The organism is Sphingomonas koreensis (assembly GCF_002797435.1).
GTDB lineage: Bacteria > Pseudomonadota > Alphaproteobacteria > Sphingomonadales > Sphingomonadaceae > Sphingomonas > Sphingomonas koreensis.
Genome location: NZ_PGEN01000001.1, coordinates 3,174,692 through 3,193,286, shown reverse-complemented (window position 1 = coordinate 3,193,286; position 18,595 = coordinate 3,174,692). Strand labels below are relative to the sequence as shown.

General features: G+C 67.9%; 16 protein-coding genes and 1 pseudogene. 8 read left to right on the top strand and 9 right to left on the bottom strand.

What is annotated here, in order from left to right; translation table 11 throughout:
* Positions 1 to 32: 32 nt before the first annotated feature.
* The 3 genes and pseudogenes from BDW16_RS15080 to BDW16_RS21975 all read right to left on the bottom strand — a co-directional run.
* Complete coding sequence (locus tag BDW16_RS15080) at positions 33 to 2,324, bottom strand: hypothetical protein (protein ID WP_125458951.1); 2,292 nt, start codon at positions 2,322 to 2,324, stop codon at positions 33 to 35.
* Positions 2,325 to 2,561: 237 nt separating this feature from the next.
* A complete protein-coding gene (locus BDW16_RS15075; protein WP_066573236.1) occupies positions 2,562 to 3,176 on the bottom strand; it encodes a DUF2285 domain-containing protein in 615 nt (204 codons plus the stop codon).
* A gap of 28 nt (positions 3,177 to 3,204) precedes the next feature.
* Positions 3,205 to 3,276, bottom strand: a pseudogene (locus BDW16_RS21975) (transcriptional regulator domain-containing protein); the annotation flags it as partial.
* Positions 3,277 to 3,618: 342 nt separating this feature from the next.
* On the opposite strand from BDW16_RS21975, the gene BDW16_RS15070 reads away from it, so the two are divergent.
* The 7 genes from BDW16_RS15070 to BDW16_RS15045 all read left to right on the top strand — a co-directional run bounded on the left by BDW16_RS15070 (position 3,619) and on the right by BDW16_RS15045 (position 9,275).
* On the top strand, positions 3,619 to 4,365 hold the full coding sequence (locus BDW16_RS15070) for a LuxR family transcriptional regulator (RefSeq protein WP_231733664.1): 747 nt from the start codon (positions 3,619 to 3,621) through the stop codon (positions 4,363 to 4,365).
* A gap of 78 nt (positions 4,366 to 4,443) precedes the next feature.
* The gene (locus BDW16_RS15065; RefSeq protein WP_066573234.1) at positions 4,444 to 5,064 is read left to right on the top strand and encodes an acyl-homoserine-lactone synthase; all 621 of its coding nucleotides are present in this window, start codon (positions 4,444 to 4,446) and stop codon (positions 5,062 to 5,064) included.
* Positions 5,065 to 5,084: 20 nt separating this feature from the next.
* Positions 5,085 to 5,963 (top strand): phytanoyl-CoA dioxygenase family protein, encoded by an 879-nt coding sequence (locus BDW16_RS15060; protein ID WP_066573231.1) that lies wholly within the window; start codon positions 5,085 to 5,087, stop codon positions 5,961 to 5,963.
* Complete coding sequence (locus BDW16_RS15055; RefSeq protein WP_066573229.1) at positions 5,960 to 6,562, top strand: GntR family transcriptional regulator; 603 nt, start codon at positions 5,960 to 5,962, stop codon at positions 6,560 to 6,562. Before BDW16_RS15060 ends, BDW16_RS15055 begins: the two co-directional genes overlap by 4 nt.
* A gap of 135 nt (positions 6,563 to 6,697) precedes the next feature.
* Positions 6,698 to 6,829, top strand: coding sequence for a benenodin family lasso peptide (locus BDW16_RS20995; RefSeq protein ID WP_107525062.1), 132 nt, complete (start codon positions 6,698 to 6,700; stop codon positions 6,827 to 6,829).
* Positions 6,826 to 7,530, top strand: a complete 705-nt coding sequence (locus BDW16_RS15050) for a lasso peptide biosynthesis B2 protein (protein ID WP_066573227.1) — start codon at positions 6,826 to 6,828, stop codon at positions 7,528 to 7,530. Before BDW16_RS20995 ends, BDW16_RS15050 begins: the two co-directional genes overlap by 4 nt.
* Positions 7,530 to 9,275, top strand: a complete 1,746-nt coding sequence (locus BDW16_RS15045; protein ID WP_066573225.1) for an asparagine synthase-related protein — start codon at positions 7,530 to 7,532, stop codon at positions 9,273 to 9,275. Before BDW16_RS15050 ends, BDW16_RS15045 begins: the two co-directional genes overlap by 1 nt.
* On the opposite strand, the gene BDW16_RS15040 is transcribed toward BDW16_RS15045, so the two are convergent.
* The 6 genes from BDW16_RS15040 to BDW16_RS15015 form a co-directional block, all read right to left on the bottom strand.
* Positions 9,272 to 11,389 (bottom strand): Atxe2 family lasso peptide isopeptidase, encoded by a 2,118-nt coding sequence (locus BDW16_RS15040; RefSeq protein ID WP_157926354.1) that lies wholly within the window; start codon positions 11,387 to 11,389, stop codon positions 9,272 to 9,274. The genes BDW16_RS15045 and BDW16_RS15040 overlap by 4 nt on opposite strands.
* Complete coding sequence (locus BDW16_RS15035) at positions 11,386 to 13,953, bottom strand: TonB-dependent receptor (RefSeq protein ID WP_075152903.1); 2,568 nt, start codon at positions 13,951 to 13,953, stop codon at positions 11,386 to 11,388. The genes BDW16_RS15040 and BDW16_RS15035 overlap by 4 nt, the downstream gene beginning before the upstream one ends.
* A gap of 89 nt (positions 13,954 to 14,042) precedes the next feature.
* A complete protein-coding gene (locus tag BDW16_RS15030; RefSeq protein ID WP_066573215.1) occupies positions 14,043 to 15,029 on the bottom strand; it encodes a FecR family protein in 987 nt (328 codons plus the stop codon).
* Entirely contained in the window at positions 15,026 to 15,610 is a 585-nt protein-coding gene (locus BDW16_RS15025) for an RNA polymerase sigma factor (protein ID WP_231733682.1), read from the bottom strand. Before BDW16_RS15025 ends, BDW16_RS15030 begins: the two co-directional genes overlap by 4 nt.
* Before the next feature lie 500 nt (positions 15,611 to 16,110).
* Entirely contained in the window at positions 16,111 to 17,556 is a 1,446-nt protein-coding gene (locus tag BDW16_RS15020) for a TolC family outer membrane protein (RefSeq protein ID WP_083629803.1), read from the bottom strand.
* Positions 17,557 to 17,610: 54 nt separating this feature from the next.
* Complete coding sequence (locus tag BDW16_RS15015; protein WP_066573213.1) at positions 17,611 to 17,943, bottom strand: hypothetical protein; 333 nt, start codon at positions 17,941 to 17,943, stop codon at positions 17,611 to 17,613.
* Between the two features lie 322 nt (positions 17,944 to 18,265).
* On the opposite strand from BDW16_RS15015, the gene BDW16_RS15010 reads away from it, so the two are divergent.
* On the top strand, positions 18,266 to 18,595 hold the full coding sequence (locus BDW16_RS15010; protein ID WP_066573210.1) for a hypothetical protein: 330 nt from the start codon (positions 18,266 to 18,268) through the stop codon (positions 18,593 to 18,595).

The following is an 18,595-nucleotide window of genomic DNA, read 5'->3' as shown; positions in this document are numbered from 1 at the left end:
CGGTACTTTGTGGATGCTGGAAGCCATGATGCTCAGCCGGCTGCGCCCGAGGGCTCCACGGGCACCCGGATCGGCGCGGCATAGGCATAGGGAAGATCCCAGCGTTCGAGCATGCGCGCGAAGGCGACGCAGCGTCGGGTCTTCGCTTGCTCCATCGCGTCGTCGGCGAGCAGCACCATCCGGTCGAGCACATCCTCTTCGTGCGCCCTGGGAAAAACATGGAACACCGCGACGGCGTTCCCGCAGGCGCCCCGTGCGACCAGCGCACCCGGACGGTCCGGATCGGGACCGATGTCGCTGACCTGCTCGGCCAGTTCCTCAAGCGCCTCCTCGACGCATTCATCCGAGCCCGGGGGTATCGCGTCGAGCAGCGCAAGACCCATCGTCGTCCAGCTCGGTGTGCCGCGCGAGCGCAGGCGGTCAAGGATGGCAGCGATATAGGGCTCCACCGCCGGGCGCGGCTTCGGGCCGTCCCGGCCAATGCCGCGCCCCACATAGTAGCGATCGATCGCCTGCGACATCCCGCTGAATATGCCCTTGTGCGTCCCGGCCTCGATCTCGGGCAGTTCCAGTCCGCACACCAGATAGGTACCGAGATAGTCCAGCTCATCACCGAAGATCGGCACCTTGCCCTGGAACCGCTCCCGCTTCGCGAGATAGTGGAGGAAGTATAGCGGGTCATCGAGGATATGCGCGCACGTGCAGAGGTCGGCGATCCCCATGGTCGGAGGAAGCTCGACATCGTCCGGAACCAGCCCGGTCCGCTTGAGCTCGGACTGGGCAGACGCCAGTGCCGAGAAATCGTCCAAGGTGGCCGAGACGCGGATAATCGTGTCGATCCGGGCAGGCGGGAGTCCGAGGCCCAGTCCGTCCGCGACCGCGAGCGCTTCCGGCTGCCCGTCCCTGGCCGCCAGGAGGATGTCCCGCAAGCGTGCCGACTGCACCGCCGGATCGACGATCAGCTTCTGCACATGCTTGCGCACGGAATCCGGCGCACCGCGCAAACCGCTAGGCGTCAGTGCGCCGGACTTGGCTTCGGCGATGAGCACCACCCGGTCGATCACGGCGATCAGATCCGTCTCGTAGCGAACACCTTCCCAATACCATTCCGCATTGGGCAACAGCGTCGCCGAAGGAAGAACCTCCTCGATGACCCGCTTCATCTCCTCCTCGAGATACAGGGTTCGCCGCTTCTCCAGCGCCTTGGTGATTCCGGCCTCGGCGATGAGGGTGCGCAAGATCGCCGGCAGAAAGCTGACAAGCGATTGCGGCGCGAAGAAGAGGAAGTCGTCATCGACCCGGACGGCAGGCTTCAGCCACACCGGGTTCGAAAGGAAAAGATGCTCCTTGTCGTGTTCGCGCAACGCGCCGGGACACAGGCCGAGCGCCGCGAACACCCTGGTGACCAGCGTCACCGGTTTGTCGAGCCGCTCCGCGATCACGCCCGGCTCGACACGCATCTCCATGACCAGCCAGCGATCGGCATGGCTCAGCAGCATCGTCCTCAGGTGACGAAGCGGCATCCGCTTCGGGAGCGAGGCAAGGAAGGCGTCCGGATCGCCCCGGACGCCCTCGTAGCGCGCGAAGAAATCATGGACGATCGCCTTGCGGGTGCGCCCGCGGAAGATGTCCTTCAGGAGCACGAACCGCCCACCGAGCCGCTCCTGATGGAGGGCGACGAGCGCTTCGGCGATATCGACGAGATCGCTGGCGCTATATCCATGATGCGCTGCGAAAGCGGCGTCCAACGGCGCGTGCAGCGCCCGGACAATTCGCACCATGTCGTCGTAATAGCCCCAGTTGCGCACCATCTGGGTGTGATCGCGCATCCGCTCCTGCAACCCTATGCTGACCAGGCGGTCGAGATCGTCGCCCAGATCTTCGAGCTGGATCATCCGTCGCCGATGGAAGGCCGTCGCAAGCGCACTGACTGCGTCGATCGCTGCCTGGATTTGCCGATTGCTCGCCGGCTCGCGACCCCATTCCCAGCGTTCAAGGGTGAGCAGCAGCGCCTGGAGCAGTTCGATATGATGCTGTTCGATTCCCTCGATGAGCCCCTTGGTCGAAATCATGTCCGGACCGGCCGGCTGGCTCATCCCCCAGCACGCGATCGTGGCGATGACATGGGGTGGATAGGCTTCGCGGAAGACGGCAAGGATGGCCTCGATGTGCCCGGGGAATGCCGCCGCCGCCTTCCTGGCCTCATCGAGCGAGAGAGCCCGGTGCGCATCGCGATCAATGTCGGAACCCTTGACCTCCCGAACCACCATGCCGGGCCGGTCCGAGTACATCTCGCCCAAATTACCCGCGGCCGATCCCTTCAATTCCGGTCTCCGATTGCTCGGAACGAAGATAGAACATCTCGCGGTGTCAGGCTAGCTCCGTTCCTCACCCCAACGGTCAGGGTTCGATCGCGCGACCACGATCAACGGAATACACCGTCCCAGTCCCACCAGCCGATCGTCACCGCCAGGCCGAGACCCGCAAGGCGGGGCTCGGTGGCCGGCCGCAGGCGGCCATAGAGCGGCGGTCGCACGGCAGGCCGTGCGAGGCGCCACCCCTTAATCGCGCCGCATCAGCGAGCGATAGCCGCCCCCGGCCAGCCGCCGCGCGTCCGCAGCCAGGCGCCGCACTCGGGACCGGATCGAATCGGAGCGCCGATCCCCATCGCCGCGCCCCGCCGCATCGCCGAACAATATGCGGGCAATCTCGCGCTGGTTCGCCCCGGCCTGGACCGCATCATGGACGCGCAGCGCGAGAATCCAGCGCGCCACCCGCCGGTCGGGCGGATAGAGCGAGCGGGAAAAGCGGCGATTGCGGCACAGATCGATCAGCCGCCGCAGCGGCAGGATCCGGGCTCCGGCGGACGCAACGCCCTTCAGCCGATATTCGAGCAGCACGGGGTCACCGCCGGCCAGGCTGCCCTGCTCGATGTCGAGCCGGATGCGATGCCAGCCGTCCGAGAGCACCGCATGCTCGCCGTGCGGGTCGCGCACGAGCGTCAGCCACGGTGCCAGCAACGCCGGATCGATCGCGTCGGGATCGCCGCGCCCGATCGGGCTGGCGATGACGCGCAGCGTGCCCGGATCGAAATCGGCATGCCAGATGATCCGCGCGTCCGGGGCTTCGACCTCCGGGCGCTCGGCGAAAGTGAATCCCCCAGGAGAGGGGATCATCCCCCGACCCGAGGCCCGGCACGTCCGTGCCGCGCGTCGCGCTGCTCGCGCGGGTGTACCAGGCGATATAGCCGGGATCGCGGCGCAGCCATTCCCACATCAGCCCGGCCCGATCGACGCCGCGCAGCCGCGCATAGTCACGCGCATCGCGCCAGTCCCGCGCCACCCGCTCAGCCCGATTTCGTCATGTGGAGAAACAATGAAGCTGGCGCGAAATCCGATCGCTCCGAAATGGAGGATCGAACCGCACCAGACCATGCCGAATATATCGACAATATAAACTTGACTCGCTTGCCCTCCAAGTCTCTGTAGATGCGCTGATTTGTCTGCCTGTTGCCTCGCGACGGTGTGAGAAGCCGCCGCCCGGCCCGAAAGAGCATGAAAGGTCGATCAGAGGATCGACGGCAGCTTGAGATGCCGCCGCTGGTCGATTGGACGCCCGATGGGCATGCACGATATGGGGCCGTTCCTCCGGGAGCTCGAAGCCGCGACGAGCCCGGACGACCTGGCGCTCGCGATGGTCGAGATCTGCGCGATACTCGGGTTCGAGTATTTCGCGCTGACCCATCATGTCGACATCCCGAGCGCGACCGGTACCGACATCCGGCTGCACAACTACCCCGCACGCTGGGCGGACTATTATGACGCGCAGGCGCTCGGCGTGTCCGATCCCGTGCACCGGGCAAGCCATGTGACCAGCCGCGGCTTCCCATGGTCGCGGATGCACGACATGATCACGCTGACGCCGGGCGACCGGCGGGTGCTCATGCTCGGCGCGGAGCAGGGGATCGGCGACGGGTTCACGGTGCCGGCCAATGTACCCGGCGAGACCCTCGGTTCCTGCTCCTTCGCCAATGGCGCCGGCCGGCCCTTGCCCGAGGCGATGCTGCCGCTGGCACAGCTTGCGGGCCTGTTCGCGTTCGAGGGCGCACGGCGACTGTGGTCGACGCGCAAGATCGACGAGGCGGCGGCGCCGGTGCTGACCGACCGGCAACGCGACTGCATCCTGTGGGCGGCGCGCGGCAAGGGCGACTGGGAGATCAGCCGCATCCTTGGAGTCAGCGAGGAGACCGTAGCGCGCCATATCAAGCAGGCGTGCGAACGATACGGCGTACACAAACGGACATTGGTGGCGATCCGGGCGCTGTTCGACGGAACGCTCACCTTCACCGATATCTTCAAACGCTGACTATACCCCTTTTCCGGCATATCCCGCCGGCCGGCTAATCGCGACCCTTGGTCTCCCGACGATCAAGGAGCCACGACCATGTTGCACGCGATGGGAGCTGCAAACCGCCCGGTGTCGGACAAGGTGATGCGCGGGATGTTCGCGGCGCGGAAGCAGGTGTTCGTCGATCTCCTGAAATGGGACGTCCCCGTCCTCGGCGGCGCCTATGAGATCGACCAGTTCGACGACGCGCACGCGCATTATCTGGTGCTCGCCGACCGCGACGGCGGTCATCTCGGATCGGCGCGGCTGCTGCCGACGACGCGGCCGCATATCCTCGACAGCTTCTATCCCGAGCTGTGCGAAGCGGCGCCGCCGAGCGGCCCCGACATCTTCGAAGTGACCCGGTTCTGCCTCGACCGGAGCCTGAGCGCGCGCGAGCGCCGCGGCGTGCGCGACACGCTGGTGACGGCGCTGGCCGATCATGCGCTCGCCCATGGCATCGCCCGCTATAGCGCCATCGCCGAGATGGGGTGGCTGCAGCAGATTCTCGCCTTTGGCTGGCGGTGCTGTCCGCTCGGCCTGCCGGTGACGATCGGCGGCAAGATGCTCGGCGCGCTCGCCATCGAGATCGAGCCCGATACGCCGCGCAAGCTCGCCGCGGCGGGCATTGTCCCGCTCCCGGCGCTGCTGGGCGGCGACACGCTCGCCGCGGCCTGAGACGCGCAAGGAGACCCGCTATGGACCGCAACCCGATGCTGGCGGCCGCGATCGACCAGACCCGCGCCAGGCTCGCGCGCGACGGCTGGTGTGTCCTGCGCGCCGCGCTGCCGCCCGAGACGATCGCGGCGCTCGATGCCGACCTCGCCCCGGCGTTCGCGCAGACACCCTTCTGCCAGGGTAGTTTCTATGGCGAGACGACGAAGCGGTTCGGGCGCCTGCTGGCGCGCTCGGAGCGCATGGCGGCGCTGGTCCAGCACGCGGTGGTGCAGGGTGTGGTCGAAGCGATCCTCGCGCCGTGGTGCGACTGCATCCAGCTCAATGTCGCCCAGGCGATCGCGATCCATCCCGAGGCGCCCGCGCAAATACCGCATCGCGACCAGGATATGTGGCGGGGGCCGGTCGGCGAGATCGAATATCTCGTCAACGTGATCTGGCCGCTGACGCCGTTCCGGGCCGAGAATGGCGCGACGCTGGTCTGGTCGAACACGCACGGCGCCGCCGCGCTCGATCCGCCGCCGACCTCAGCGGGGATCGCTGCCGAGATGGAGCCCGGCGACGCGCTGCTGTTTCTCGGCTCGGCCTTGCATGGGGCCGGCGCCAACCGCACCACCGGGGTCCGGCGCGGGCTGGTGGTCGGCTATTCGCTGGGCTGGCTCAAGCCCTATGAGAGCCAGATGCTCGCCTATCCGCCCGATGTCGCGCGCGCATTCCCGCCCGGGCTGGCCGCTTTAGCCGGCTATCGCCAGCACCGGCCCAATCTCGGCAATTATGAAGGCCAGTGCCCGTCGGTCCTGCTCGCCGGCACGGCGGACACGCCACGCGCCGCCATCGATGCGCTGCGCCCCGACCAGCGCGACCAGGTCGAGGCGTTCCGCCGCAGCCAGACCGAACCATGAATTCGGGCCAGACTTCGGAGCGCGTCTATGAGACGCTCAAGGGCCAGCTGCTGCGCGGCGTGTTCCATCCAGGCGAGCGGCTCGATCCGGCGATGCTGTCGGTTGCGCTCAGCAGCAGCGTCACGCCGGTCCGCGATGCGCTCAACCAGTTGACCGGCGAGGGGCTGGTCGAGACGCGTACCGGCGAAGGCTTCCACCGGCCGCACCTCACGGCACCGGACCTGCAGGATCTCTATCGCTGGGCGGAACAGGTCATGACGCTTGCCGTGCGCGGATGGCCGCGGGATAGCGCGCGCGGGGACGTCGACGCGCCGCCCGGTCTCGACGGCGCGGAGCGGGCGGCGGCACTCTTCCTCGAGATCGGGCGGCGTTCCGGCAATCTCGAACATGGGCGCGCGATCGCCGCGATCAATGATCGCCTGCATGCGGTGCGCATGGTGGAAGCGCTGGCGCTGGGCGACGACGCCACCGAGATGGACGCGATCGCGGCGTGCCTCGAGAGCGATCGACGCATGTTGCTGCGCCTTGTGGGCGGCTATTTCCGCCGGCGTGCCCGGCTGGCGCACGAGATCGTGCGCGCCGCCTATCGCGAGGCCTGAAGGCGCACATCCCGCAAAGGCGCGGGGCATGCCGAAAACAATCGGCATATATTCTCAGTATAAAATTCGGATAGCGAACCCCCGCACCTAGCCTGTCTCGCGCTGCATCATGCGCAGCGCTCAAGGAGACGTGTCATGGAACGCAACCACGAGACCCCGTCCGACCTGATCGATCTCGGCGCCGCCAGCGTCGAGACCAAGGGCCCCAAGGGGGACTTCCCCGATGTCGGCGACGGCCGCATCCTCGCCGGCCTGACCGACGAATGATCGACAGGCGCGCGGCCCCCGGCCGCGCGCCATTCGTCATGGCCTATACGCTCAAGCCCGGCATCAGCTTCTGCCATGTGGCAGGCCGGACGATCTTCCTCGACCTGCGGGCCGACCGCTATTTCTGCCTCGCGAACGATGCCGAGCGCAGCTTTGATCGGCTAGCCGCCGCATCGTCCGGGCCTGAGGATATGCGGATCCTCGAGGGTCTGGCGCACCAGGGCATTTTGCGCGCCAGCGACACCGGATCCATCCTCCAGCCCTGTCCGGCGGTGACCGAGGCGCGCGCCAGTCTGCTCGACGCGGCGCCGACCCCGGTGCGCCCGCTCCAGACCCTGTTGGCCGGGACGGCACTACTTCACGCGCCGCTGCGCTTGCGGCTGTTCGGCCTGCATGCGGCGGTCGCCCGGCTCCAGGCCCGCAAGGCGCGTCTCAAGACCATACGATCGGAACGGGAGACGCTGGCGCGCGGCGCGGCGGCCTTCGCGCAGCTGCGCGCGATCGCGACGACGCATGACCAATGTCTGCCCCGGTCGCTGGCAGTGACCGATCGGCTGCTTGCTGCGGGCGTGCGGGCCGAGCTGGTGCTGGCGGTGAAGCTGCAGCCATTTGCGGCCCATGCCTGGGTGCAGTGGCAAGACCTGGTGGTCAACGACCGGGTGGATGCGGTCCGCGACTTCACGCCGATCCTGGTGGTGTGATGGGTAACCGGTATTTCGCGGCGATCGGTGGCGATGCCGCACGGGCCGATGCGGTCCGGCATGCGGCGCTTGCCGACCCAGGTTGGCGGATCGCGCTCGACCGGCCGGGGTGCCTCGTGGTCGCCGAGCGCGATGCGATGCTCGTGCCGATTGCGGACGATGGTCTTGTGATCGGTCCGCTGTTCGCCCTCGGCCGGTCCCATCGTCTCGACGCATTTTCCGCGTCCTCAGCCGCGACGCTTCGGGCGAATGGCGCGGCCGGGCTCGTCCGTGGCCATTGGGGCGGCTATGTCGCGATTGTCGCGGACACGGACCAAAATTCGGTCGCGCTGGTGCGCGCGCCATTCGGTGAACTGCCCTGTTTCCATGCGCCGTCCGCCCAGGGCTATGCGGTCGCGTCGGACGTGGCGCTGCTCGAGCGCTTCGGCGGCTTCCGTCCGCGCCTCGACTGGCCTGCGCTCGGCGACTTCCTCTGCGCCCCGCGCGTCCGAAGCGCTGCGACCTGCCTGTCCGGGCTCGGCGAATTGCGGGGCGGCGAGCAGATCCGCTTCGGCGAAGCCGGACCCTGCGTGACGACCCTCTGGTCGCCCTGGACCTTCGCCGACCCTGCACGCGCACTCGCGGACGGCAGGGAAGCCGTAAAGCGGCTCCATGGCGAGATCCTCGCGGCGGTCGGTGCGCGCGGATCCACCCTGACGCGCAGCGTGCTGATGCTGTCCGGGGGCCTCGATTCCTCGATCATCGCCGCGAGCGCTGCGGCGCGCGGGCTCGATCTGCGCTGCGCCAATATCAGCACCGATGATCCCGCCGGCGACGAGCGCCGCTATGCCCGCGCGGTCTGCGATCGGCTCGGCGTTCCGCTCGCCGAACGCCTGTTCCAGCTGGACGGCGTCGATCTCGAAACCTCTGCCGCGGCCGGATTGCCCCGGCCGGCATCGCGGGCCTTCGAATATGAAGCCCGGCGCCAGGCGCATCTCGTCGCCGGCAAGGAAGGCGCCGATGCCGTGCTGAGTGGCGGCGGGGGCGACAATATCTTCTGTTCGCTGCAATCGGTGCTGCCGCTGCTCGACTGCCGTGCCGGACTGGCGGACGGCCCTATGTATCGCCGGCTGGCGCGCGAGATCGCCGCGCTTTGCGACACCAGCGTGTGGACCGTCCGGCGCAAGGCATGGCTGCGGTCGTGGCAGCATCGGCCGCCGCCGCTGGACATCGACACCGGCTTTCTGTCGGCCGGAACCGCCGCGCGGGCGCGGGCGGCGTCGCGGCATCCCTGGCTGGAGCCTCCGGCGACGGTGCTGCCGGGCAAGGCCGCGCATGTCGCCTTGCTGCTCGGGCCGCAATATCTGACGGAGGACAGCGATCCCTGTGCGGCGCGCCGTTTCCTCTACCCGCTGCTCGCCCAACCGGTGGTCGAGCTCTGCCTGCGCATCCCGACCTGGCTGTGGTTCGAGCGCGGTTGCAATCGCGCCGTCGCGCGCCGCGCCTTCGAGGCGACGCTGCCCGAACAGGTCGCTTGGCGCAGGTCGAAGGGCTCGCCCGATGCCTTCCTCGTCGCGCTCTTTGAGAGCCGGCGCCAACAGATCCGCAGGCTGCTGCTCGACGGCAATCTCGCCGGACACGGGTTGCTCGACTGCGATGCGCTGGCGGCATATCTCGACGACCCGCGTCCGGTCCGCGGCTCCGGCCATGTCCGCATCCTGCGGCTGGTCGATGCTGAGGCGTGGAGCCGGTGCTGGCCCGGCTAGCGCCGCGCCGGCACTGCGGGCAGGTTCGGACGTGCGTCCCGCAGCGCGCGCCAGCGCGTATATTGCGCGTGCTTGGCGGGATCGGGATCCTCGCGCCCCTGCAGCCAGAAGCCGAACCAGTCGACATCGCGTTGATATTCGGCGAGCCGGTGCAACGGCTGGGTCCGGGTATGATATTCGCCCGGCGCGACATGCATCTCGACCGGCTTGCGCTTCTCGCGCAGCGCGGTGAACGCCTCGAGCGCGAGCAGATACTCGCTGTCGGCGAGCTGCATGAGGAGCGGCGTCTCGATCCGGTCGGCATTGAGCGACAGCGCCATCGGCTTCCAGAAGGCGGTGCCGTCCTCGCTCGCCAGCGGATAGCGGCGGACCGCGCGATTCCAGTCGGCCCAGGCGGTTCCGCCATAGGTCATCACCGTCTTGGGATCCTCGCAGCAGGTGCTGACCACGGCGGCAGCAAAGCGGTCGGAATTGATCAGCGCGTAGTTCACGGTCGAGGCGCCGTCGCTGAGGCCGGTGATCCCGATGCGCGCGGGGTCCGCGACGCCCAGCGCGATCGTGCGATCGACCCCGGCGAGCAGCGAGGCCAGCACGCTTCTGCGTTCCCCCCAGTCTTTGGTCATGGCGGCGATGATCGCGTCGATCGTCTTCAGCCCGGGATAGGCGGTGCTCTCGACCGCCGGCCGTTCGAAGCTCAGCACCGCGAAACCATGGGCGGCGAGCAGGAAGATCGGGTGCGCATCGCCGGTCCCCCCGCGCAGGAAGCCGTCGCTATGATATTGGACGATCACCAACGGCAGTTTCTCGCCCGGTACCGCATCCGGCGGCAGGACGAGATCGCCCCAGGCGGGCATGCCGGGTTCGCTTTGCCAGGTCAGCCGCTGGACCTTGCCGAGCCGCAGCCGCGCGAAACCCGGATTGGGGTCGAACAGCAGGGATTGCCGGCCACTGGCCGGATCGATCGCTACCACCCGGCGCGGCGTCACCGAATCCTCTGCGACACAATAGAGCTGTGCGTCGCGCCAGGTGCAGCCGGTGAGCCAGGCCGGACTGGCGAGAAGGCGCCGGACGGTGTGGCTGCCCGGGCGCCAGCGGTAGAGTGCCATACGCCCCTTGGCCCAGCCCTCGCGGCGCAGGAACAGCAACGACCCGTCCGCCTGCCACCAGAGATTGACGATGCCGTCGCGGCAGGCCACCGCTGCACAGGGTTGCTTGCGGCCGGTGCGATCGGCCACCCAGATGCGCAACGGGCTGAGCGGCCCCGCATCCTCGCGTTCGGTCCAGGCACGTTGGCCGTCGCGCGACATGGCGACGGCTTCGGCTTGGGATCCGCCGGGCGGGTCGGGCGGTAGTGCCGCTGCCTCCCCGGCGGTCGCCGCGCGGGTCTCGCCACGCTCGGGATCAACCAGGAACACGATTTGCGGCACGTCCGCTTCGCGCAGCTGCGGACGGGGGCCGGGGTTCGGCCGGACCCGCGCATCGTAGAGATAGCCCGACATAGCTTCGCGATCGAGCGCACGGCGCGCCTCGGCGATGCCGGGCCGGCTGGCATAGAGCAGATCGCGGCCATTCGGTGCCCAGGCCCAGCGCTCGACATCCACCGCCGACCGGGTGACCGCAGCGGACCCGCCGCCATCGGCGCGCGCGCGCCACAGCTGGGTGACGCCGTCGATCCGCTTGAGATAGGCGATCCATCGACCATCGGGCGACCAGGCAGGTACCACCAGGTCGGGAAAGCCGGTGTTGACGAACAGCCCGCGCTTGACGTCGATGGCAGTGATCATCTCACCACCCCGATCGACGACGCGCGGGGCCGCCGCGCCGCGCGCGGCGATCACCACCAGCGCCCGGCAATAGCCATTTGTGGCCAGATCGCCCCGGCTGAGCACCAGCGCGATCGACCTGCCGTCCGGTGACACGGCGAGCGGGCTCGGCAGGAAGAAATAGGACGGATCGGGCATGCCGATATCGCGCAGCTCGATCAGGTCGCTGGCTTCGAGCAGGCGCTGCGGCGCGCGCGCTTCGGCGGCGTTCGGCAGCATGTCGGCACAATCAGCCCATGCCGGAGGCGTCGTCACCAGCAGCATGCCGGCGAGCAGCTTGTACCTGCTCACCATTTCCTGGTCACCGACAGGCTGACGAAGCGTCCGAGCGGGGAATAGTTGGTCGAGTCATAGGGGGTGTCGTAGAAGAGCGACGTCGCGATCGGGGACGGTTTGGCGTTGAACAGGTTCTGGACCGACGCGATCAGGTCGAAGCCGCGCAGCGGTCCGCTATCCGCCCGGTAGCGCAGGGTGAGATCGATCGGGGTCATCCCGGCGATGCGGGCCGCGGGCGCCGTCCGGTTGTCGACGACCGGGCCGATATGGGTGACATTGCCGGTGATCGTCACCCCGCCGATCGACCAACCAAGATCGCCGCGCAAGCGCAGGTGCGGCGGGTTGAAGATCGTGCCTGCCAGCTGAGTGATCGGGAGCGCCGGCCCGATCTGCTGCTCGCTGTCGAGCCAGGCGGCATTGGCCGAGGCGGAGAGTCTTCCCCCGCCAAGATCGCCGGAATAGCGCAGCAAGGCATCGATACCGTGCACCGACTGCCGGCCGGCATTGACGCTGGTGTTGCGCACCAAGGCCACGACGTTCGCCGGGTCGTACGCGGCGCCCCCGGTCAGGTTGGTGAATGTGCTGGCGCCGGCGATGGTCGCCGCCTGCTCGGCGGTCGAGGGGTTGAGCGTGACGAAGCTGGCATAGCCCGCGTCGCGCAGCGCCGTCGCAAAGGACGGGATCGGCGTGACGATGCGGTCGCGGTACCGCACCGAGAAATAGGTCAGCTCGAGGCGCACGCCGTCGAGGAAGCGCGGGCGCAGTTCCAGCGTTGCCGACCAGTTGGTCGATCGCTCCGGCGCGAGGCCGGGATTGCCGCCGAGCAGCAGCAATGCCGTTGCCGTGGCGGGATAGCCTTGCCCTCCCACGGTTGCGGTGCGCGTCAGGTACAAGGTCTGGGGCTGGTATTGCTGGTAGAGCGTCGGCGCCCGGAAGCTCTTCCCCCAGCTCGCCTTGAGGGTGATATCGGGATGCGGCGCGAAGATCAGGCCGAATTTGGGCGTCGCGACGTCGCCGATCCGGCGATAGGCTTCGTAGCGGACCGCCGCGCTGAGTACGAGGCTGTGAACGAGCGGGATCGCCTGGCCGGGCGACACCAGCGGCAGGCTCAGTTCGCCAAAGCCGTAGGTGTCGGCCTGGGACTGGTCGATATTCTGGGTGCCGTTGATGCCGGTGAAGCGGCGAAAGTCGATCTGCCGATGGCCAGCGCCAAGCGCGATCCTGACCGGGCCGCCGGGCAGCGCAAACAGCCGGCCGTTCGCCGAGAGCTCGATCGAGCGCGCGCGGTTGATATAGTAGCCACCGGTGTTGACCGACAGCACGCCGCCCTGGAAGCTGTAGCCGCCATAATCGACCCGATCCTCGCCATAGGTGGCGGAGAGCATCGTGCTCCAGCCCTCCGGCAGCGACCAGGTCAGCGAGGGCGAGACGCCCCAGGCGCGCGCGGTCGATTGCGTCTTGCCCCGGGCCACGGAGAGATCGCCGCCGGCGGCGAGCGGATAAGTCAGGTTCGTCCAGCGCTTGTTGAACAGGCCGTCCATGGCGAATCGGAGATCCGGCACCAAATCCTGCTCAGCTGAAGCGAGAAGGCTGTGGCGCCGCTGCGCGGGAAAGAGGGTGAGTCCGGGCGAGCGTGTCGCGGCATAGTCGCGCTGGCGCGCGAGGATCGCATCGTTGCTGCCATATTCATAGGCGAGCAGGGCATTGCCCGACCGCCATGTCGTCCCTGCGGTGGCGCCATAGGTCTGGCTGAACCCGCCGCCATCGGTGGGGATGCCGAGCCGCGCGCTGGTCTCCACGCCCTCAAGGTCCCGCCGCAACAGGATGTTGACGACACCGGCGACCGCGTCCGAACCGAACAGCGCCGACGCGCCGTCGGGAACCACGTCGATCCGGCTGACCGCTCCGAGCGGGATGCCGGAAATGTCCACGGATTGCTTCGCCGCATTGTACGACAGGCGATGCCCGTTGAGCAGCGTCAAGGTCGCGTCGCCGCCGAGCCCGCGCAGATTGATCGAGGCACCGCCGCCCACATCCGCGCCGTTGGTCTCGGGCACGTTGAAGCCGACGCCCGGATTCTGGCCGCCGCCAAAATTCTGGGGCAAGCTGCGCGCGATCTCGACGAGCGTCGCCTGCCCGGCATTGCGCGCCTCCTCGCGCGTCACCTGGATTGTCGTCGATGCGGTGGGCGCTCCGCGAATGCGGCTGCCGGTGATCGTGATCGCCTCCTGCGCTTCGGCCGGTGCCGCGAGTGCCTGCGGCGTGGCCGGCGCGATGACGAAGGCCGCACCTGAGCGCCGTGCCTGCAAGCCCGAACCTGCAAGCAGCCGATCGAGCGCCTCGTCGATCGAGAGCATCCCCTTCAAGGCCGGTGCCCTGTGGCCGGCGATCAGGTCGGTCGGCGCGACGATGCTTTGGCCCGTTGCCGCAACGACTGCCTGAATCGAGCGCGCGAGCGGTTGGGCGGGAAGGTCATAGCTTTGCCGTTCGATCGCCTGTGCGCGGGCAACACTCGAACCCGTGGCGACCAGCACCGTACCGCTCAGGCAAAGTGCCAATAGTCCCGTCATACCCCGCATATGTCTTCCTCCCCATCCGGCATCCTTGCTGGTGCCATTCGGTGCGGAAACGACGCGGGCGGGAATTACCCTACGGCTTTTGCGTGTGCCTAGTGCAGCGAGAGCGATGCGTCGGGCTGGCGGCGAAGATCGAGCTGGAACATTGCCGCCGCTGCTTCGGCGAACCCTGCCGGATCGTCGGCAGCGAAGGCGCCGGTGATCCGGAGGGTTCCGATCCGCTCGGAGCCCAGCACCAGCTTGACGGCGTTGCGGCGGTTGAACCCGGCAACCGCCTCGCGCAGCGGCGTTGCCTCGAACGAGAGCATGGCTCCCGGCCAGGCGGTGTCGGCGGGATCGGCGGCGACCGGCGGCGAAGGCGCCTTGCCAGGTGCATAGACCGATGCTTGGCCCGGCACGAGCATCCGGCCCGGCGCGCCGCGTGCGATCACCGGGTCGGGACGGACCTCGACCGAACCGCGCAACAGGACGACGCGGACAAGCCCCGGGCGGAGCGCGACGTCGAAGATCGTCCCATGCGCGATGACCGTCCCGCCGTCCGCGCGCACCGCGAACGGCCGAGCGCTATCATGCGCGACATCGAACCGCGCACGTCCCTTGAGAAGCTCGAGCTGGCGCTGGGACGCACTATAGGCGACCCGCACGGCGCTGCCCCGATCGAGCGTGACCCGCGAGCCGTCCGCCAGCGTCACGGTCCGAACCGCATCGGCGTTGCTGGCATAAGCGACCGGCGCCGCTGCCGGGTCCGGTTGCATGCCGACCCGCAGCAACAGGCCGCTGCCGACGATCAGCACCAGAAGGGCGGCGACCGCCGCGACGCGCACGATCGGCTGCCGGTGCCAGACGCTGGCGCGGGAGAGGTCGCGACCCCGGCCGAGGCTGGTATTGGCAAGGAAGCTGAATTGTTCCCATTGCCGTGCGAGCCGGTCATAGGTCTCGCTGTTCAGGGCGTCGGCGCGCCATGCCGCGAACGCGGCCAGCTCGGCTTCGCTCGCACCCGCGCGCAGCCGCGCGAACCAGTCGGCGGCCTCCTGCCGCGCGCGTGCCGTAGCCTGATCCTCCCCGGCCGGTACGGTCATCGGAGCGACGAATGGCCGTCGATATGGGCGATGGCACGGCTCATATGCTTCTCGACCGCCTTGATCCCGAGCCCGGTCCGGGCTGCGATCTCGGCATAGCTATAGCCGTCGATTCGATGCGCCAAGAAGATCTCCCGTGTCCGCGGCTTCAATCGCAGCATAGCAGCTTCGAGCCGCGCGAGCATATCCCGCGCTTCGAGCGCGGCGATCTGATCTGGCCCCATGATGGCGACGTCGTCCACGCAGACATGCAGATGCGCGGCATGGCGCGCGGCAGCCTTGGCCTCGTCCTTCAGGAGATTCACCGCGGTCCGGTGCAGATAGGCCTCGGGGCTCTCGAGCCGATCGACGACGTTCTGGTCGAGCGCCGCGAGACGGACGAACGCCTGCTGGGTCAGGTCCTCGGCGGTGTCGTTGGTGGTCCGACGCGACAGGAAGCGGAGCAGCCGCGGCCGGTGCTCGCGAAACAGCGTCTCGAGCCGGCCGGTGACCGTCGGAACGACGCGATCCTCGGGCGGCAGCGGCTCGCTCTCGCCGATGCCGCCGGGAAGCTCGCGCGCCAGCCTCATGCGCTCGAGCATGGTGCCTCCGTCTGCCGACGGAACCGGATTGGAAGCTGAAACCTCGCCATATGCCGCTCCGCTTTTTCGAGGCGGAGCCGGCGAAAGCCGGGTGTTGAGAACATGCTTGAGACACGCGCCGACGCCTTTAGCCGCATGCGGCCTGGACATGTGCGACGGCCACCCGGCAATGCGCCGTGCGAGACCATGGCTTCTCAAGCGAGGTTCTCACGCCTCGGCGCCGTCGTGCCGACGACGCGAACGGAAGGATAAGCCCGTTCAGCGATTTAGCAACTCGGCGCTCGAACTGGAGCGGTCAGCCTTCCCTCCAGCCTATCGCAAGGGCTGTCGGCGCTTGGGTCCCAATCACCATTTGCGGTGCAAACGCGCATCTCAGCGACTCGCTCGGTAACGGATATCGCTGAAGACTCCATCTTCAATGCTAATGTACCACAATTACCTATCCCGAATTTGGGTCATCGCGTGTGTTTCGGTCGAGACAGGAGGTCACCGCGCGCCACTCACTGTGTCAAACTGTTGGGAAGTGCCATTCGCGGAACACCTCCATCAACGGTGCTCGGCGAGGCGGCTGACCGCAGTGGTTCGTCGTGGGAACTCTTGCCACCGCTACTAAATAGCCCAAGATCATGTGCCTCGGCCTGCCCCATCGCCACCAGCAGCCCGAACGCAGCGACATAGGCGTCGCGCCGCGCAGTGACGAGCTGCACCCGCGCATTGAGCAATTCCTGCTCGGCGTTGAGCACGTCGAGCACGTTGCGCGTACCCACCGTCAGCTCGGCGCGCACGCCTTCGACCGCGAGCGTGTTCGCCGCGACCGCATCCTCCGCCGACCGGATCAGTTCGAGCGCCGCTCGATGCCGGGCGAACGCCGCGCGCACCTCGGCGACGATGCGGCGCTCGACCAGCGTCACCTGCTCGAGCGACTGACCGTGCAGCGCTTGGGCGCGGCGCACCTGCGCCCCCGGCAACCCGCCCTGATAGAGCGGGATCGTCGCCGACAGGCCGATCGTCGCGCTGGTCTGGGATTGAAGGAAGGTCCGACCCGGCAGCGAGCTGGTCAGCGACCCCAGATAATTATTGTAGCCGCTCGACCCCACCGCCGAGAGCCGCGGCAGCCGCGCCGCCCGGGCGACGCGCACGTCATAGCCCGCCGCCTGTGCGTCGGTGCGCGCCGCGTCCAGCAGCGGGTTGCCGCCGAGCGCGATCGCGGTCGCCTGCTCGGCGGAACCGGGCAACCCCGGCAGCGGCGCCGGATAGGCGAGCTGGCCGGGTACCAGCCCGACGAAGCGGATGTAATTCTCGCGGCTCGCGATCAGCTGGGCCTGCGCCGCCTGGAGCTGCCCACGCGCCAGCGACAGGCGTGCCTCGGACTGCGCGACATCGGTGCGGGTCAGGTCCCCGACCTCGAACCGGTCGCGCGACGCCTGGAGGTTGGTCGCGAGCACCGTGACGTTGCGCGTGTTGAGCTGGACGATCGCCTCGTCGCGCAGCACGTCCATATAAACCGAGACGATCGCGTTGAAGACGTCCGCCTCGGTCGCGCGCAGATTCGAGCGTCCCGATTCGACCCGGGCATCGGCGGCGCGGATCGAATTGGCGACGCGCCCGCCCTGGAACAACGGGAACGACAGATTGCCGTTGGCGGCAAAGGCACGGCTCGGCGCCGACAGGCTGTTGGCCGAGGTCAGCACATATTCCTGATAATCGGCGGTCGCGCTGAGCGTCGGCCGCGCCGCCGCCTTGGCGATCGGGACCCCTTCGTCGATCGCGCGCAGCCCGGCGCGCGCGGCGGTAAGCCCGGGATTGGTGCGATAGGCATGGCGCAGTGCCGCGCGCAGCGTGGTGACCGGGCCGGAATCCGCGGCGGGCGGCGCGTCCTGGGCGTGAGCGACAGACGCGGGAAGGACGGTCGCGACACACGCGGCCAAGGCAACGAAACGGTGCATGGGATCAATCTCCTGAGCGATGGGAAAGCCGCGCGGGAGCGGCGTCGTACATCGTCAGGCGATCGGCGGTCGCAGCGCTCTGGACGGGACCTCGCCGTGCACGCGGAAGTCATAGCGGGCACAGCCCGGGCTGCGCGACTGTATCACCGGCGTCAGCGTGACGTCGGCGAACACCCCGGCATGGTGATGGTGACAGAGATGTAAATGGGCTGGCAGCTCGCGGCGCTGCCCGTCGGCCTCACGCTGGTCCTGCGTCGCCGACACCCCTTCCTCGGCGCAGCGATCAGTCGCGATCGTCGTCGCAACCGGCATCGGCTCAACGCCGTGCAGCGCCGACTCGCCTACCATGGTCATACCGAGAAGAATTGCGATCAGCAGGCGGGGCATCGTTCCTCGTCCCGGGAAACGTCGGTAATGCGTCGCGGCGCCGCGTGCGATGCGCAGTATGACGCGGCTCCCATTGCAACATTCCTTGCGATCAAACAGGTTCTACTTCAAGATCAAATTCGCACGATCATGTTGAGACATGATATCAGTTGGAAAAATGATGTAAAGTAACAACTTCCATTCTACTTGCGATCGTCATGGCACGAATCGTTCTTGGAATAGAATTGATATATTATATCAACAATTGTGCTTGGGCCAACCTTCATCTGCCTGATTTTACTGGGGTGACAAGCACCTCGCACTGCGATATGGGCACTGTTCAATGCATCGTTTCCTCCTCCTGCTCCTGTGTGCGCTCGCAGCCCTGTCGATGGGCACGGGGGCGGTTGCGCATGCGGCGGAGCGCAGCGTCTGCGCCGAGCAGGCCTCGGACAAGGCCGAGGTCCATTCGGGAAATGAGGAGCCGGGCAAGCCCGCCTCCGACCAGGGCTATGGGCATCAGCATGGTTGCCATGGCCACCACCTCATGGCGATCATGCCCGAGAAGTCGGCCGTCAGCCACGCCCTGCCCTCGACTGCGCCGTTCGTGCGAATGGCGCCGGCGCTGTATGCCGCGCGCAGCGATCCCGCGTTGAGACCACCGCAAGCCTGA

Excerpts from the sequence above, each read along its gene's own strand:
- BDW16_RS15075 (WP_066573236.1), bottom strand. The coding sequence starts at position 3,176 with ATGATCCCCTCTCCTGGGGGATTCACTTTCGCCGAGCGCCCGGAGGTC.
- BDW16_RS15070 (WP_231733664.1), top strand. The coding sequence starts at position 3,619 with ATGGGCATGCACGATATGGGGCCGTTCCTCCGGGAGCTCGAAGCCGCG.
- BDW16_RS15065 (WP_066573234.1), top strand. The coding sequence starts at position 4,444 with ATGTTGCACGCGATGGGAGCTGCAAACCGCCCGGTGTCGGACAAGGTG.
- BDW16_RS15060 (WP_066573231.1), top strand. The coding sequence starts at position 5,085 with ATGGACCGCAACCCGATGCTGGCGGCCGCGATCGACCAGACCCGCGCC.
- BDW16_RS15055 (WP_066573229.1), top strand. The coding sequence starts at position 5,960 with ATGAATTCGGGCCAGACTTCGGAGCGCGTCTATGAGACGCTCAAGGGC.
- BDW16_RS20995 (WP_107525062.1), top strand. The coding sequence starts at position 6,698 with ATGGAACGCAACCACGAGACCCCGTCCGACCTGATCGATCTCGGCGCC.
- BDW16_RS15050 (WP_066573227.1), top strand. The coding sequence starts at position 6,826 with ATGATCGACAGGCGCGCGGCCCCCGGCCGCGCGCCATTCGTCATGGCC.
- BDW16_RS15045 (WP_066573225.1), top strand. The coding sequence starts at position 7,530 with ATGGGTAACCGGTATTTCGCGGCGATCGGTGGCGATGCCGCACGGGCC.
- BDW16_RS15035 (WP_075152903.1), bottom strand. The coding sequence starts at position 13,953 with ATGCGGGGTATGACGGGACTATTGGCACTTTGCCTGAGCGGTACGGTG.
- BDW16_RS15030 (WP_066573215.1), bottom strand. The coding sequence starts at position 15,029 with ATGACCGTACCGGCCGGGGAGGATCAGGCTACGGCACGCGCGCGGCAG.
- BDW16_RS15025 (WP_231733682.1), bottom strand. The coding sequence starts at position 15,610 with ATGCTCGAGCGCATGAGGCTGGCGCGCGAGCTTCCCGGCGGCATCGGC.
- BDW16_RS15020 (WP_083629803.1), bottom strand. The coding sequence starts at position 17,556 with ATGCACCGTTTCGTTGCCTTGGCCGCGTGTGTCGCGACCGTCCTTCCC.
- BDW16_RS15015 (WP_066573213.1), bottom strand. The coding sequence starts at position 17,943 with ATGCCCCGCCTGCTGATCGCAATTCTTCTCGGTATGACCATGGTAGGC.
- BDW16_RS15010 (WP_066573210.1), top strand. The coding sequence starts at position 18,266 with ATGCATCGTTTCCTCCTCCTGCTCCTGTGTGCGCTCGCAGCCCTGTCG.